This is a genomic window from Streptomyces sp. NPDC001663, from assembly GCF_042893105.1.
GTDB lineage: Bacteria > Actinomycetota > Actinomycetes > Streptomycetales > Streptomycetaceae > Streptomyces.
In genome coordinates this window covers 52,160-67,130 of sequence record NZ_JBIAUR010000022.1, presented here as the reverse complement: position 1 = coordinate 67,130, position 14,971 = coordinate 52,160, and the positions used below count along the sequence as shown (strand labels likewise).

Annotated in this window: 9 protein-coding genes; 8 read left to right on the top strand and 1 reads right to left on the bottom strand. The window is 71.5% G+C overall.

Features of this window, described 5'->3' with window-relative positions:
• The first annotated feature begins 128 nt into the window (after positions 1–128).
• From ACFY1L_RS47350 to ACFY1L_RS47315, 8 genes are all read left to right on the top strand, one after another.
• A complete protein-coding gene (locus ACFY1L_RS47350; RefSeq protein WP_388840174.1) occupies positions 129–2,045 on the top strand; it encodes a collagenase in 1,917 nt (638 codons plus the stop codon).
• Between the two features lie 80 nt (positions 2,046–2,125).
• Complete coding sequence (locus tag ACFY1L_RS47345) at positions 2,126–5,332, top strand: amidohydrolase family protein (protein WP_388840171.1); 3,207 nt, start codon at positions 2,126–2,128, stop codon at positions 5,330–5,332.
• Positions 5,333–5,400: 68 nt separating this feature from the next.
• Entirely contained in the window at positions 5,401–7,812 is a 2,412-nt protein-coding gene (locus tag ACFY1L_RS47340) for a SpoIIE family protein phosphatase (RefSeq protein ID WP_388840168.1), read from the top strand.
• Between the two features lie 2 nt (positions 7,813–7,814).
• On the top strand, positions 7,815–8,768 hold the full coding sequence (locus tag ACFY1L_RS47335; protein ID WP_388840166.1) for a LacI family DNA-binding transcriptional regulator: 954 nt from the start codon (positions 7,815–7,817) through the stop codon (positions 8,766–8,768).
• 60 nt (positions 8,769–8,828) lie between these two features.
• Positions 8,829–10,079, top strand: a complete 1,251-nt coding sequence (locus tag ACFY1L_RS47330) for an extracellular solute-binding protein (protein WP_388840163.1) — start codon at positions 8,829–8,831, stop codon at positions 10,077–10,079.
• Positions 10,076–11,038, top strand: coding sequence for a carbohydrate ABC transporter permease (locus ACFY1L_RS47325; RefSeq protein ID WP_388840160.1), 963 nt, complete (start codon positions 10,076–10,078; stop codon positions 11,036–11,038). The genes ACFY1L_RS47330 and ACFY1L_RS47325 overlap by 4 nt, the downstream gene beginning before the upstream one ends.
• Positions 11,035–11,862 carry a carbohydrate ABC transporter permease gene (locus tag ACFY1L_RS47320; protein ID WP_388840157.1) on the top strand — a complete coding sequence of 276 codons (828 nt, stop codon included), beginning with the start codon at positions 11,035–11,037 and terminating at the stop codon, positions 11,860–11,862. The genes ACFY1L_RS47325 and ACFY1L_RS47320 overlap by 4 nt, the downstream gene beginning before the upstream one ends.
• Before the next feature lie 8 nt (positions 11,863–11,870).
• Entirely contained in the window at positions 11,871–13,943 is a 2,073-nt protein-coding gene (locus tag ACFY1L_RS47315) for a TIM-barrel domain-containing protein (protein ID WP_388840154.1), read from the top strand.
• Between the two features lie 83 nt (positions 13,944–14,026).
• Here the strand turns inward: ACFY1L_RS47315 and ACFY1L_RS47310 are convergent, their stop codons facing one another.
• Positions 14,027–14,941 carry a helix-turn-helix domain-containing protein gene (locus tag ACFY1L_RS47310; protein WP_388840152.1) on the bottom strand — a complete coding sequence of 305 codons (915 nt, stop codon included), beginning with the start codon at positions 14,939–14,941 and terminating at the stop codon, positions 14,027–14,029.
• Positions 14,942–14,971: the final 30 nt, after the last annotated feature.

Below are 14,971 nucleotides of genomic sequence, written 5' to 3'. Positions count from 1 at the left end.
CCGATGTTATGGCTCGTCGGGGCACAGTGCTATGTCACACACCATTGTTGGCGCGGGCCCGCGTTGAGAAGGTGCCTCACACGCCTCACCACCCCAACCGAGGCGCATCCATCCGTGGAGGAGTCCAGATGCGCTACCGCTCCGCGCTGCCCAGACGCGTGCCCGGCGCCCTCACCATCTGCATCGTCCTCGCCGGCCTGCTGTCCACGCCGGCCCTTGCGGCACCCCAGGTCCAGCACACCACCGCTTCCGTGACCGGCGCCCGGAAGGCGCCGCCGCCGACCGGCTCCATCGCAGCTGCCACCGACCGTCCCGCCGTACAGCAACGACCCCTCACCGCAGCCCAGTTGCCCCCGTTGGCGCCGCCACCCACCACACACCACGCAACGGCGGCCGCACCGAAGCCGGCCGCGTGCAGCGCCGCCGACTTCGGCCGCAGGACCGGCTCCGCGCTCGTCGCGTTCGTGCAGGCCTCGACCACGGGCTGCGTCAACACCCTGTTCGCCGTGACCGGCACCGACGCCCGTGACGTCTTCCGCCAGTCCCAGATGGTCACCGTGGCGAACGCGTTCACGCGCGAGGCGCAGCGCTACCGGGGCGACAACGCGTCCGGGGTGCGGCAGCTCGTGCTCTTCCTGCGCGCCGGCTACTACGTGCAGTTCAACCACCCCGCCGACACCGGCCCCTACGGCGCATCGCTGACCCGATCCACCACCCGCGGGCTGGACGCCTTCTTCGCCAACCGCCGTTCCGGGGACGTCACTTCGGCCAACGGCGACGTGCTGGGAGAGGTGGTCATCCTCACCGACAGCGCAGACCAGCAGGCCCGTTACCTGAAGGTCTACCAGCGCCTGCTCAACGCCTACGACAGCTCCTACGACACCGTCGCCAGCATGCTCGCGGCCGTCAACGACGTCTACACCCCGCTGTGGCGCGGCAATTGGAACACGGACTACGTCAGCGCGGTCGCCGCCGACCCGGGCGTCATCCGCACCCTGCGCGCATTCGCCCTCGCGCACCGGGACCTGCTCGGCACCGACCGCGCCTACCTGGACTCCAACGCCGGGATGAACCTTGCCCGTTACGTCGAGCACCCCGCCCTGCAGTCCACGGTCCGACCGCTGATCAGGGAACTGCTGGCCGCCTCCCGCATCACCGGCCCGACCGCCGCCCTGTGGGTCACCGTGGCCTCGCAGACCGACTACTACGACCGTGCCCAGTGCTCGTACTACGACATCTGCGACCTGACCGCCCGGCTGACGAACGCGGCGCTGCCGATCACCCACACCTGCGACGCACAACACACCATCCGAGCCCAGGCGTTGACCGCCGCCGACCTCGCCGCCGCCTGCGCCAGCGTGCTCGGCCAGGACCCGTACTTCCACGCTCTCGTCAAGGACGACGGGCCGATCCCCGGCCAGTACGCGTCGACCATCCACCTCGTCGTCTTCTCCAGCCGTGCCGACTACCAGACGTACGCCGGAGCGATCTACGGCGTGAACACGGACAACGGCGGCATCACCATGGGCGGAGACCCCGGCGACCCCGCCAACCAGCCAATGTCGATCATGTACCAGAAGAGCGTCGACAACGGCTTCCCGGCCCGGATCTGGAACCTCAACCACGAGTACACCCACTTCATGGACGCCCGCGACGACATGAAGGGCGACTTCGCCACGCAGACGTCCGTGCCGGACGTGTGGTGGATCGAAGGCATTGCCGAGTACGTCTCCTACGGCTACCGCGGCATCGCCGACACCCAGGCGGTCGCCGAAGCCGCCAAGCACACCTACAAGTTGAGCACGCTGTTCCAGAACACCTACGCCAACAGCGATGTGACCCGCACTTATCCCTGGGGCTATCTCGCGGTCCGCTACATGTTCGAGAAGCACCCGGCGGACATCCAGCGCATGCTCGCCCGCTTCCGGGTCGGCGACTACCCGGGCGGCCACGCCGTCTACAACTCCGGCATCGGCACCCGCTACGACGCCGACTTCGACCAGTGGCTCACGGCGTGCGCCTCCGGCGCATGCGCCACACCGTGAACCGATCCGCTGCGATCACCGAACGTGTTGGCCGGGGAACTCGTTGAGGACGTGGCGGCAGGTGCGCCAGTGTTGCGGCCATGGACCGCGACCGGATCACCCCCCACCGTCCGACCCGCCGTCAACTCCTCGCCTTCGCAGGCGCCTTGCCCCTGGTGGGCGCGGCCCCTGCGGCGGCTGCACCGTCCCGCAGCGGCACCCCCACCCTGTCGTTCACCCGGGCCACCAACGGCTCGGCGACCCTCGCACCCTCCGGCGGCCACCTGGTCGCCGAGGTGCAGGGCACCCTGTGGTCCCTGCCGCGCACCGGCGGCCCGGCCCGCCCCCTGACCCCGGCGGACCTCGAACCCAACCGGCCCACCCACTCCCCGGACGGCGAACTGGTCGCCTTCTGCGCCTACCGCGATGGTGGATTCCACCTCTGGACCGTCCGTCCCGACGGCTCCGACCTGCGCAGGCGCACCGACGGCCCCTGGGACGACCGCGGCCCGGCCTGGTCACCCGACGGCACCCGGCTCGCCTTCGCCTCCGAACGCGGCGGTGACCCGGTCGCCGGCAGCCCGTACCGCATCCACGTCCTGGACCTGCGAACCGGCCGCACCACCCGCGTGACCGGCCTGCCCGGCCAGGACGGCCCCTTGCAGGACGGCCCTTGGGAGGACTTCGACCCCACCTGGTCTCCGGACGGCACCCGCATCCTGTTCGTCCGCGCGAAGACGGTCACCACCGCCCTGGGACCGACCGTCGAGGCCCGCACCATCGCAGCCGTCCCCACCGACGGCACCGGCCCGGTCGTGGTACGGCACACCGAGACCGAGGCCGCGCAGGTCATGACCCCCGCCGTCGCCCCCGACGACCGCCTGGCACACCTGCGCACCACCGCCTCCCCGAACGGCTCCTGCACGCTCGTCGTCGACGGCCACCCCGTCCCGCTCACCGGCGACATCGCCCCGGTTCCCCCGCGCTGGACGCCGACGGGCGAACTGCTCCTGACCCTCGACGGAGCCTTCACTCTCGTACGACCGGAAAGCCCCGAGCAGCCGGAGACCATCCCTTTCGAGGGCGTGCTGCCAGTGCAGCGGCCGCGGTACCGGACCAAGGAGTACGACCTGGGGGAGGCGGGCCGGGCCCGACCGGTGCGCGGCATCCATCTGCCCGCGCTCTCGCCCGACGGCCGGCAGATCGCCTTCGCGGTCCTCAACTCGCTGTGGCTCGCGGGGAGTTCGGGCGGGCATCCGCCGCGGCGACTGCGCAAGGCGTCCGCCACCAGTTATCTGCTCGCGCCCGCGTGGGCGTCCGACGGGCGGTCTCTCGTCTACGCCGACGACCGCGACGGGCTCCTCGGCGTGTACCGGCACGATCTCGCCACCGGCGAGGAGACCGCCCTCGCGACCGGCGGCCGGGTCCATCCCTCGCTCTCGCCCGACGGGCGGCGGCTCGCCTGCCTCGACCTGACCGGCAAGCTCCTCGTCCGCGACCTGGCCTCCGGCGCGGAGCGCGTCCTGGCCGCACCGCTCGGCGGGGGCGGGCTGCCCGGCCGCCCCAGCTGGTCGCCGGACGGCCGCCACCTCGCCCTGTGCGACCGAAACCGTCTCAACTCCCGCTTCCGGGAGGGCTACAACCTCGTCCGCATCGTCGACACGACGAGCGGCACCGACCGCCTCCACCTGGTGGCACCCCACACGTCGATCGCCGACCGGTACGACTCCGGGCCCGTCTGGTCGCCCGACGGCCGCTGGATGGCGGTGATCGTCGAGTCGGCGCTGTGCCTGCTGCCGGTCGACCCCGATGGCACCCCGAACGGCGACCTGCGCACCCTCACCACCGAACCGGCCGACCACCCTTCCTGGTCCGGCGACTCCACCACACTGCTGTATCTGTCCGCCGGGCGGTTGCGGCTCGTCGGCGTCGACGGCGGCGACGCCCGCACCGTCCGCGTCCCCCTCGACGCCCCCAGACCCACACCCGCGGATGTGGTGGTGCACGCCGGACGGCTGTGGGACGGCACGGGCGAGACCACCCGCGACGACGTGGACGTCGTCGTAAGTGGCGGACGAATCACGGCAGTTGAGCCCCACCGATCCGCGCGGCGATCCGCTCTCCGCCGTGTCGACGCCTCGGACCGCACCGTGATCCCGGGCCTGTGGGACACCCACACCCACCCCTGGCAGAGCACCTACGGCGGCCGCCAGACCGCCGGCCAGCTCACCTACGGCATCACCACGGCCGTCTCCCTGGGCGGCTTCGCCTACGAACAGGCCCGTATCCGCGAGGCGGTGGCCGCCGGGCAGCTCGCCGGGCCCCGGCTGCTGACCACCGGCGAACTCCTCGACGGGGCCCGCGTCGCCTACAGCATGGGCCGTGCCCACCGGACCCGGCAGGGGCTGCGCCGCTCGCTCGAGCGGGGCGCGGCGCTGGACTGGGACTTCGTCAAGACGTATGTCCGGGCGCCAGGTTGGGTCATGGAGGAGGCCGCTCGTTTCGCGCACGACCGGCTGGGCGTACGCACCGGAGGGCATCTGCTCTCGCCCGGCGTGCAGCTCGGCCAGGATCTGACGACCCATCTGCAGGCCACGCAGCGCGCCGAGTTCGGGCACGCCATCACGGCCAGGGGCCGTGCGTACCAGGACGTGGTGGAGATCTACACCGCGCGCGGCGTGAACTTCTCGCTGATCGCGACCCCGTTCACGGCCGCACCGCTCCTCGGCGCGGATCCCGCCCTCGCCGACGATCCCCGGGTCACGGTGGTGATGCCTCCGTGGGACACGGCCGCGGTCCGGCAGGCGGCCGGTGTTCCGCCCACCGCCGACCAGCTCGCGACCGTGCGCACGGAGACCGACATCTACCGGCGGATCCTGGCCGCCGGCGGCCTCGTCGCCCTCGGTACCGACCAGCCGCTCGTGCCCGTCGGCCTCGCCCTGCACCTGGGCCTGCGCGCCCTGCACCGGGGCGGTCTGTCCCCGGCCCAGGCCCTGCGCACCGCGACCGTCCTGCCCGCCCGGCTCTTCGGCCTCGACCGCGATCTCGGGACGGTGGAGGAGGGCAGGCTCGCCGACCTGACGGTCGTCGACGGCGATCCGTTCACGGACTTCGCCACCCTTGTCCGTACCGTCGCCGTCCTCAGGGGCGGTATGGCATACAGCACCGAGCAGTTGGTCGCCGCCTTCGAGCCCTCGGCCCGCCGCACGACCGCCGCCGGCGACTGGCTCGAGACGGGACGCCTGATGCGAAGGGACGGCTGCTGTGACGCCCACGGAATCCAGGAGGCTTCTGTTCCCTTGATCTGACTTGTCCGATTCCGGTGCGGCGCGCACGCTGGGTCTGTGAGGACCCTCACCGCGCGAATAGAGCAAGAATGGCCACTTTTGTTCAGGGAAACGGTCACTCCGGGTGGTCAGGTGGCGTCGCGACAGTAACCGTCGGCCTGGACGGCATCGTCACGGGATGGAGCGAGGGCGCTCGGCGGCTGCTGGGCCATCCGGCGCCGGAGGTCGTGGGGCGCGCCGCGGCCGACCTGGTCCTCGACCGGGAGGCGCCCGAGGCCGCCGGGCTCTCCCTTGCCGGATCCCGGGAATGGAGCGGTACGGCGGCTCTGCGGCACCGCGACGGCCATCGAGTCGACGTGACCCTCCATGCCCATCCGTCCCTGGGTGGCGACGGCTCGCCCCAGGGCTTCGTCGTGACCGTCACCACCGGTACCGCCGACTCGGAGCACGACCGGAGGATGGTGGAGTGGGCGTTCGCGCAGGCCTCGATCCCGCTCTCCACATACAGCACCACGTCCGGCTCCTGGCATCCGAACGCGGCCGCCGAGGGCGACGAGCGGGCCGTCGAGATCGCGGGTCCCGACGAAGACCTCCTGAGCTGCGTGCACCGGGTCGCCGAGGAGGGCACCCCGATGCGCTACGAGCGGATCGCCCCGGAGCCGTCCGCCGTCTTCACCCCGGCCTCCGCACGGCACCGCGCCTGGATCGTCGAGCTCTGGCCCGTCCGGGATCCCGCCACCGGTGAGGTCGTCGGCGTGGGCACCGCCGCCTTCGACAGCACCGACCACCACGCGGCCCGTCAGCGGCTGGCCCTGCTGCAGGAGGCGGGCAGCCGCATCGGCACCACCCTGAACGTGACCCGCACCGCGAAGGAACTCGCCGATCTGGTCGTCCCGCGGCTCGCCGACTTCGTCAGCGTGGACCTGCTCGAGTCCGTGCTGCGCGGCGAGGAGCCGACGGCGGGTCCGGTCGACGCGGCCGTGGTGCTGCGCAGGGTCGCGCACCAGTCCACCGCCGAGGGGGACAGCGTGCCGGAGGCGGCCATCGAACTCGGCGGGATCGACACCTACCCGCCGTTCTCGCCGCCCGCCCGCAGTCTCACCGGCGGGCGACCCGTGCTGAGCGGTGCGGACGATCCCGACTTCGCCCGCTGGATCGCCGGGGACAAGACCCGCACCGCGCGCGTCGAGGAGTACGGGTTCCACTCCGTCATGGCCACCCCGCTGCGGGCTCGCGGCATCACCCTCGGCGTCGCGGTCTTCGCCCGCGCCGACGGCTCCCCACCCTTCGAGCAGGACGACCTGATCCTCGCCGAGGAGCTCGCAGGGCGGGCCGCCGTAGGCGTGGACAACGCCCGCCGCTACACCCGCGAACGCAACAACGCCCTCACCCTCCAACGCAGTCTGCTCCCGCGTGACCTGCCCAAACAGGCGGCCGTCGAGGTGGCGTCGCGCTATCTGCCGGCCGGCCGGGGCGCCGGAGTGGGCGGCGACTGGTTCGACGTCGTGCCCCTGTCCGGCACCCGTGTCGCCCTGGTCGTCGGCGACGTCGTCGGGCACGGCATCCACGCCTCCGCCACCATGGGCCGGCTGCGCACCGCCGTACGCACCCTCGCGGATGTGGACCTGCCCCCGGACGAACTCCTCACCCACCTCGACGACCTGGTCATCCATCTCGCCACGGACAGGGACGAGGTCGCACCGAACGAGCCGTACGTCGTCAGCGGTGAGATCGGCGCGACCTGTCTGTACGCCGTCTACGACCCGGTCTCCCGCATCTGCACCTTCGCCAGCGCCGGCCACGTCCCGCCCGCCGTGCTGCTGCCCGACGGCACGGTCAGCGTGGTCCGCCTCACCCCCGGTCCGCTGCTCGGCGTCGGCGGGCTGCCCTTCGAGTCCACCGAGCTGGAACTCCCCGAGGGCAGCCTGCTGGCCTTCTGCACCGACGGCCTGATCGAGGCCCGCGACCGTGACATCGGGCTCGGCCTCGACCGGCTCTGCGAGGCGCTGGCCAGCCCCGTTCCCTCCCTCGAGGTCACCTGCGACACCATCCTCAAGGCCCTCCTGCCCGAGAGCCCCGCCGATGACGTGGCCCTGCTCCTTGCCCGCACCCGCGCCCTGCACGCCGACCAGGTCGCCGCCTGGTCCCTGCCCTCCGACCCGTCGATCGTGGCCGACGCCCGCGCCCAGGCCTCCCGCCAGCTCGCCGCCTGGGGGCTCGAGGACGCCTCGTTCGTCACCGAGCTGGTGGTGAGCGAGCTGGTCACCAACGCCATCCGCTACGGCGCCGTACCCATCGGACTCCGGCTGATTCGGGACCGCACCCTGATCTGCGAGGTGTCCGACGCCAGCAACACCGCCCCGCACCTGCGCCGGGCCCGCACCTACGACGAGGGCGGGCGCGGGCTGCACATGGTCGCCCAGCTCACCCAGGGCTGGGGCACCCGGCAGACCCCCGTCGGCAAGACCATCTGGGCCGAACAACCCCTTCCGGTCGGCTGACCATGGCAGCACGGACCAGGGACCCGACGACTGCGCGCACCGCGGGCACCGGCGGCGCGACGCACACGCTCGGACTGCTCTACCCGCCCGCCGGCCGGCTGCAGGACTACACCACGATGCAGCTCGCCTTCGTCGGCGGCATCGCCGAGGCCGCCGCCACCCACGGCTACGACCTGCTGTTCTCGCCCTGCGCCCGCCACGACGAACCCTCGCTGCGGCGGATGGTGGACGAGCCCCGCGTCGACGGCATCATCGTCATGGAGATCCGCCGGGAGGACGACCGCGTCGAGTATCTGGCCGAGGCGGGCTTCCCCTTCGTGGCCATCGGTCACAACCACCGCACCGACGCGGCCGGCTGGGTCGACCTGGACTTCGCCGGCCTCGCCGGCAGGTGCGTCCAGCACCTCGCCGACCTCGGCCACACCCGGATCGCCTTCGTCAATCGGTCGGAACAGCTCTTCAACAGCGGATACGGCTTCGCCCGCCTCGGCGACGAGGGCTACACCGAAGCGATGAAGAAACTGCTGCTCACCCCGCGCCCGTACCTCTGCGGCGACGACGTCGCCTCCGGCGAGCAGGTCGTCGAACGGATCCTGCTGGACGATCCGGCGACCACCTCCCTGGTCACCCAGAACGAGGCCGCCCTGGAGGGCATCTACCGGGGGCTGAACCGGCACGGCCGCGCCGTCCCGCGCGACTTCTCCGTCGTCGGCGTGGCGGCCAGCCCCTGGGCCGAGCAGGTGACCCCGCCGCTGACGGCCGCGGAGATACCCGCCAAGGAGATGAGCCGGGCCGCCGTGGACCTGATGATGCGGCGCCTGCGCTCACCCGACACGCCTCCCCGCCACGTCCTGCTGAAACCCCTGATCACCCTGCGCGCCAGCACGGGGCGCTGCCGACCGATACCCGGTTCGGAACCCGAGCCGGAATTCCCGGATTTCGACCTTGATTTCTGATACGTCGGTTTCGGCAATCCCGATCACCGGCCCCGATCTCCAACCCCTTGGGAGCAGCTCATGTCGTCGACCCTCGACCGCCGCGGCTTCCTGCGTACGTCCGGAGCGGCAACGGCCGCTGCTACCGTCGGCCTCGGCCTCGGCGGAGCCCTCACCTCGTGCAGCTCGTCGGAGCCGGGCCCGGTCACCCTCAAGTGGTGGGACTACTTCACCCTGGACAACTTCCAGCCCGGAATGAACCGCCTGATCAAGGACATCGAGTCCGGCGTCCCGGACGTGAAGATCGAGCGGCGGACCTTCCCCTTCGCCGAGCTCGACCGGCAGATCGCCCTGGCCGCGATCTCCGGCGACCTGCCGGACATCGCCATCGTCGACAACGTCGCCATGAACACCCTCGGCGGCAACAACCTGCTCGCCGACCTCACCGACAAGGTCGAGAAATGGGGCCAGGCCGACCAGTACTACAAGGGCCCATGGGACGGCTGCCAGGTCGGCGGAAAGACGCTCGGCATCCCCAACAACAGCAACTGCCTCGCCCTCTACTGCAACACCGCGCTGCTCAAGTCCGCCGGCCTGAGACCCCCCACCACCTGGGACGAACTCGCCTCCACCGCAAACCGGCTGACCAGCGGCGACCGCTACGGCCTCGCCCTGAGCGCGATCAAGACGGAGGAGGGCGTCTTCCAGTTCCTGCCGTTCCTGTGGCAGGCGGGCGGCGACCTCGACACCTTCAGCACGTACGGCGCGACGGCGCTCGCCTTCCTCGACGACCTGATCGCCAAGGGCTCCCTGTCCGAGCAGTGCGTGGGCTGGACCCAGCAGGACGCCAACACCCGGTTCCTCAACCAGCGCGCCGCCATGCAGATCAACGGCCCCTGGCAGATCCCCACCCTGAAAAAGGCGAACTTCGACTGGAACGTCGTCGCCCTGCCCCGCGACAAAGAGGCCGCCACCTGTCTGGGCGGCGAGAACTGGGTGCTGATGAGGAGCAGCAAGCACGTGGACAAGGGTTGGGAGGTCCTGGAGTACACACAGCGTCCGTCGGTGCTTGTGCCGTATCTGGTGTCCTTCGGTGAACTCCCTGCCCGCAAGGACCTCGCCGACAAGGGCACCTGGGCGTCCGACCCGGCCCTGCGGCTCTTCCTCAGCCAGCTGCCGCTCGCCCGCCCGCGCCAGTACGGCGCCCACTACGCCGAGGCCTCGCAGACGGTCGCGGAGGCGGAACAGGCCGTACTCGCCGGGTCCGCGTCCCCCTCGGCGGTGGCCAAGACCGCGGCCGTCAAGATCGACAAAGCTCTGGGCAAGCAGTGAAAAGCTCCGGGCAAGCGAAGAGGCGACGTCCCTTCCGGAGGAGAAGCCCGCTCCCGCCGTCCGCACGCCGTCGACGCGAGGGCTACCTGTTCTGCCTGCCGGGCCTGACCTTCCTCGCCCTCTTCCTGGCCTACCCGCTCCTCTACAACGTGTGGACTTCCGTCCACGACGTCGACCTGGGCCAACTCCTCGGCGGCGCCGAGCGGTTCAACGGCCTGGACAACTACCGGGCCGTGGTCGACGACCCGGCCTTCTGGCACTCCGTACGCCTCTCGCTGGTCTTCACCGTGGGCTCGCTGCTGCTCCAGTTCACCCTCGGCTTCGCCCTGGCGCTGCTCTTCGCCCGCCCGTTCCCCTTCAACGGCCTGCTGCGTTCGCTGCTGCTGGTCGCCTGGCTGCTCCCGCCGGTCGTCAGCGGCACCCTCTTCCGCTGGCTGCTGGATGCGGAGTCCGGCGCCTACAACGCCCTGTTGGAGGCGGTCGGCCTGGGCACCCTCTCCCACGACTGGCTCACCGACCCGTCCACCTCGCTGGCGGGGGTGGTCTTCGCCAACGTCTGGGTCGGCGTGCCCTTCAACATGCTGCTGCTCCTGGTCGGACTGCACACCATCGACCCGGAACTCCACGAGGCCGCCGCCATCGACGGCGCGGGCGCCTGGCAGCGCTTCCGCCACATCACGCTCCCGCTGATGCGGCCGGTGTCGGTGACGGTCCTCCTGCTCGGCCTCGTCTACACGTTCAAGGTCTTCGACATCGTCTTCGTGATGACGGGCGGCGGCCCCGTCGACGCCACCCGCGTCCTCTCCCTCTACGTCTACGAGGTCTTCTTCACGTTCTTCCGCTTCGGCCAGGGTGCCGCCGCCGGCCTGCTGCTGCTCGTCGTACCGCTGCTGGCGGGAGTGTTCTACGTACGACGGCTGCGGCGGGAGGAAGAGGCGTCGCCGGGAGGTGCCGTATGAAACCGAGAGTCCACCCCTGGCTGCTCACCGCGGCCGCCACCGTCGTCACCGCGGTCTTCCTGCTGCCGGTGTACTGGATGGCGAAGACCAGCGTCACGCCGCCGGACCGCATCGAGGCCCCGACTCCGCAATGGGTGCCCACCCCGGTCACCGGCGAGAACTACTCGACGGCGCTGGGCTATTCGGGACTGCCCAGGGCCCTGCTCAACAGCCTGGTCATCTCCTGCGGGGTGGTGGCGCTCACCCTGCTGCTCGGCGTCCCGCTCGCCTACGCGCTGGCCCGGATCCGGATGCGGGGTTCGGGCACGATGGTGCTCGCGCTCCTGGTCGCCCAACTCCCGCCCGCCATCGTGCTGGCGGCACCGCTGTTCATCCTCGAACGCCGGGCCGGGCTCGCCGACAGCTACCTGGGTCTCGTCCTCGCCGACACCACGATCACCCTGCCCTTCACGGTGATCGTGCTGCGTCCCGTACTGCGCAGTGTGCCGCCCGAGTTGGAGGAGGCCGCCCAGATCGACGGCTGCGGACTGCCGGGCGTGCTGCTGCGCGTCGTGCTCCCGCTGATGGTGCCCGGCGTGGTCGCGGCGGCCGGGCTGTCCTTCCTGATCGCCTGGGGCGAGTTCCTGTTCGGCCTCACGCTCACCCAGGGGCCGGACGTCCAGCCCGTCACCGTCCTGCTCAACTCCTTCGTCGGCCGGCACGGGACGTCATGGGGCGCCCTGATGGCCACCGCCACCCTCATCAGCATCCCGGTGGTCTGCGTCTTCGCCGCCTTCCAGCGCTTCATCGTCGGCGGGCTCACCGCGGGCAGCGTCAGGGGCTGACGACCGCCATGTCCTCACTGCACCCCCGGGACCACACACCCTTCGTGGCACCGCCCCCGCACCTGACCCCCGTCGGGCCCACCGCACTCGACCCGGTGGTCAGCGCCTCCGTCACCCACGCCGACAAGGACGGTGCGACCCTCGACGTACGCACCGCGGCAGGACGCACCGGCACGCTCCGCCTGCGCCCCGCGACGGCCGGCACCGTCCGCATCACGCTACGGATGGCCGACACACCGACGGCCCCCCGAGTCCCGCTCGTCACCCCACCCACGGACACCGGCTGCACGGCCGAGCGGTCGCCGGACACGCTCACACTGTATTTCGACGCCCTCCGCGCGGACATTCAACTCTCGCCATTCGTCATGGAATTGACGGATGCCCAGGGCGCGGCTCTGCGCCAGGCGACCGACGTGAGCGACCCCAGCGACCGTACGACCGTGCTGCCACTCGGCGTCACCGAACTCACCGACGGCCGCCTCGTCCACCACGACAGCTGGATCACCGAACCCGACGAGCACCTCTACGGCCTGGGCGAGCGCTTCACCGGCCTCGATCTGCGCGGGCAACGCGTCGACTGCTGGGTGGCGGACGCCCAGGGCTCGACCGGCACCCGCTCCTACAAGGCGGTCCCGTTCCTGCTCTCCAGCCGGGGCTACGCCGTACTCGTGGACACCACGACCGCGGCGTCCTTCGACCTCGCACACAGCAACACCGGCGCCTGGTCGCTGACCGTCCCCGACGAGGTTCTCGACTACTACGTCATCACCGGGACGCCGGCCGAGTGCCTGACCGCCTACCGCGATCTGACCGGCCCCGCCCTCCTGCCGCCCAAGTGGGCCTTCGGCCCATGGATCTCCGGTGGCTTCCGCCCGGACAGCGCGGCCGAGGTGCGCGAGCGCGCCCGCATCATCCGCGAACGCGGCTTCCCCTGCGACGTGTTGCACATCGACACGTACTGGCAGCGGCACGGCTGCTGGTCCGACATGAGCTGGGACACCGAGGCGTTCCCGGACCCCCGCGGGCTGATGGCCGACCTGGCCGGACAGGGTTTCCACGTCTCGCTCTGGATGAACCCGTATGTGAGCGTCGACAGCCCGTACTTCACCGAGGCGGACGCCAACGGCTGGTTCCTGCACACGACTTCCGGCGACACGCACGTCGCCCAGGTCTGGGGCGGCGCGCACCCGGACTCGGCGGTACTGGACCTGACCCACCCCGGGGCCGCCGACTGGTTCCGCTCCCGCATCCGCCAGGCCGTTGAAAGCGGCGCGTCGGTCCTGAAGACCGACTTCGGCGAGGCGGTTCCGGCCGACGCGGTCGCCCACAACGGCATGACCGGCGACCGCCTGCACAACCTCTACCCGCTCCTCTTCAACGACCTGGTCGCCGAGGTCACCCGGGAGGTGGGTGCGGGCCACGGCCTGACCTGGGGCCGCTCGACCTGGACCGGCGGCCAGCGACACGGCGCCAAATGGACCGGCGACCCCAACGCGAGCTGGCCCGACCTCGCCGGCACCCTCCGCGCGGGCCTGTCGCTCTCCCTCTCCGGCCACCCCTTCTGGAGCCACGACATCGGCGGCTTCCACGGCACACCGGAACCCGAACTCTTCGTCCGCTGGGCCCAGTTCGGCCTGCTGTCACCCCTGGCCCGCTTCCACGGCATGACGTCCCGCCTGCCCTGGGACTTCGGCGAGGAGGCCTACGAGGCCGTCCTGCACGCGGCCCGCCTCCGCACGACCCTGCTGCCCTACGTCCACTCGGCCGCGGCCGACGCGGTCCGCACCGGAGAGCCACTGGCCCGCCCCATGCCCCTGGACCACCCCGACCGCCCGGACGCCCACGCCGCCGACCTCCAATACCTGCTGGGCCCGGACCTGTTGGTCGCCCCGCTGTACGCGCCGGGAGGCCGGAGGCAGGTCTGGTGCCCGCCGGGGGAGTGGCTGCCGTACACGGGAGCCGGAGCCCCGATCACGGGCCCGGCCTGGCATCGCGTCGACATCCCGCTCGCCACCGCCCCGCTCTGGGTACGAGCCGGTGCCGATGTCCAGGAACTGTCGGTTGCCGCCGAGCTGGCGTAGCGCCCGGCCGATCGGACGGTCCCCCGTGCCGCCCGACCGGCCGTCGGCTGTACAGACCGGACGGCGGCTGTACCAGCGGGACGCTATCGGCCGGTGGTCGACCGGGTCTTGGACGAATCTGCACTCGGCGAGAGGGCCACCGCCCCTTCCACCCGGCGCGCGGCCACCATCTGTCCGGGTGTGGTGCCGGCGATGGCACGGAAGTCTCGGTTGAGGTGCGCCTGGTCGTAGAAGCCGCAGATCGTCGAGATCTCGGTCAGGCTCGCGGTCCCGTGGTTGAGGAGTGCCACGGCACGGCGGAAGCGGAGGACGCGGGCGGACGCCTTGGGTGCCAGGCCGACCTGCTGGGTGAAGCGCCGGGTCAAGTAGCCCTGGCTCCAGCCCACTTCGGCGGCGATGCGGGCGATCGGGAGCGCCCCCGCGCTGCCGGAGAGCAGATGCCAGGCGTGGGTGACCTCGGGTGTGGGTTCCGGGCCGAAGTCGAGGCGGGCGAGCAGCGCCGCGTCCAGCAGGTCGAACCGGGCCGCCCACTCCCGGGTGGACGCCAGCCGCTCCACCAGGAATCCGGCGTCGGGCCCCAGCACGTCCTGGATCTCGATGGCCAGGTTAGTCAACTCGCTCATCGGCAGGCCGAACAGCCGATAGGCGCCCAGCGGTGTGAACTCGACCCGGATCGCTTCCTGGCCGCCGGGATGCACACAGATCGCGGGCCGGTCCTCCACCCCCACCACCAGCGACCCGATCCTGCCGCTGTCCCCGCCCGGCACGCCCAATCGCCGGACCTGGGAGAACGGCTCCGCGAGGTTGATCAGGAGGGTCGCGTGCCCGGTCGGCACCAAGCGTGCCCGATACGGCGAGGCCACCGCCTCCCAGTAGCCGACGTAGCTGCGCAGGAACGGCCGTAACCCCGGATGCCAGGGGCGCGTGACCCGCCACAGACCACCGAGCCGCGCGACCTCGACCGCACCCGTCATACCGCCGAGTGCACCATGAACCACCAAGAGGCTCCCCTCAGCTGCCTCCCCGTG

Bases quoted from the DNA above. Each gene is read 5' to 3' on its own strand.
- ACFY1L_RS47350 (WP_388840174.1), top strand. From the start codon at position 129: ATGCGCTACCGCTCCGCGCTGCCCAGACGCGTGCCCGGCGCCCTCACC.
- ACFY1L_RS47345 (WP_388840171.1), top strand. From the start codon at position 2,126: ATGGACCGCGACCGGATCACCCCCCACCGTCCGACCCGCCGTCAACTC.
- ACFY1L_RS47340 (WP_388840168.1), top strand. From the start codon at position 5,401: ATGGCCACTTTTGTTCAGGGAAACGGTCACTCCGGGTGGTCAGGTGGC.
- ACFY1L_RS47335 (WP_388840166.1), top strand. From the start codon at position 7,815: ATGGCAGCACGGACCAGGGACCCGACGACTGCGCGCACCGCGGGCACC.
- ACFY1L_RS47330 (WP_388840163.1), top strand. From the start codon at position 8,829: ATGTCGTCGACCCTCGACCGCCGCGGCTTCCTGCGTACGTCCGGAGCG.
- ACFY1L_RS47320 (WP_388840157.1), top strand. From the start codon at position 11,035: ATGAAACCGAGAGTCCACCCCTGGCTGCTCACCGCGGCCGCCACCGTC.
- ACFY1L_RS47315 (WP_388840154.1), top strand. From the start codon at position 11,871: ATGTCCTCACTGCACCCCCGGGACCACACACCCTTCGTGGCACCGCCC.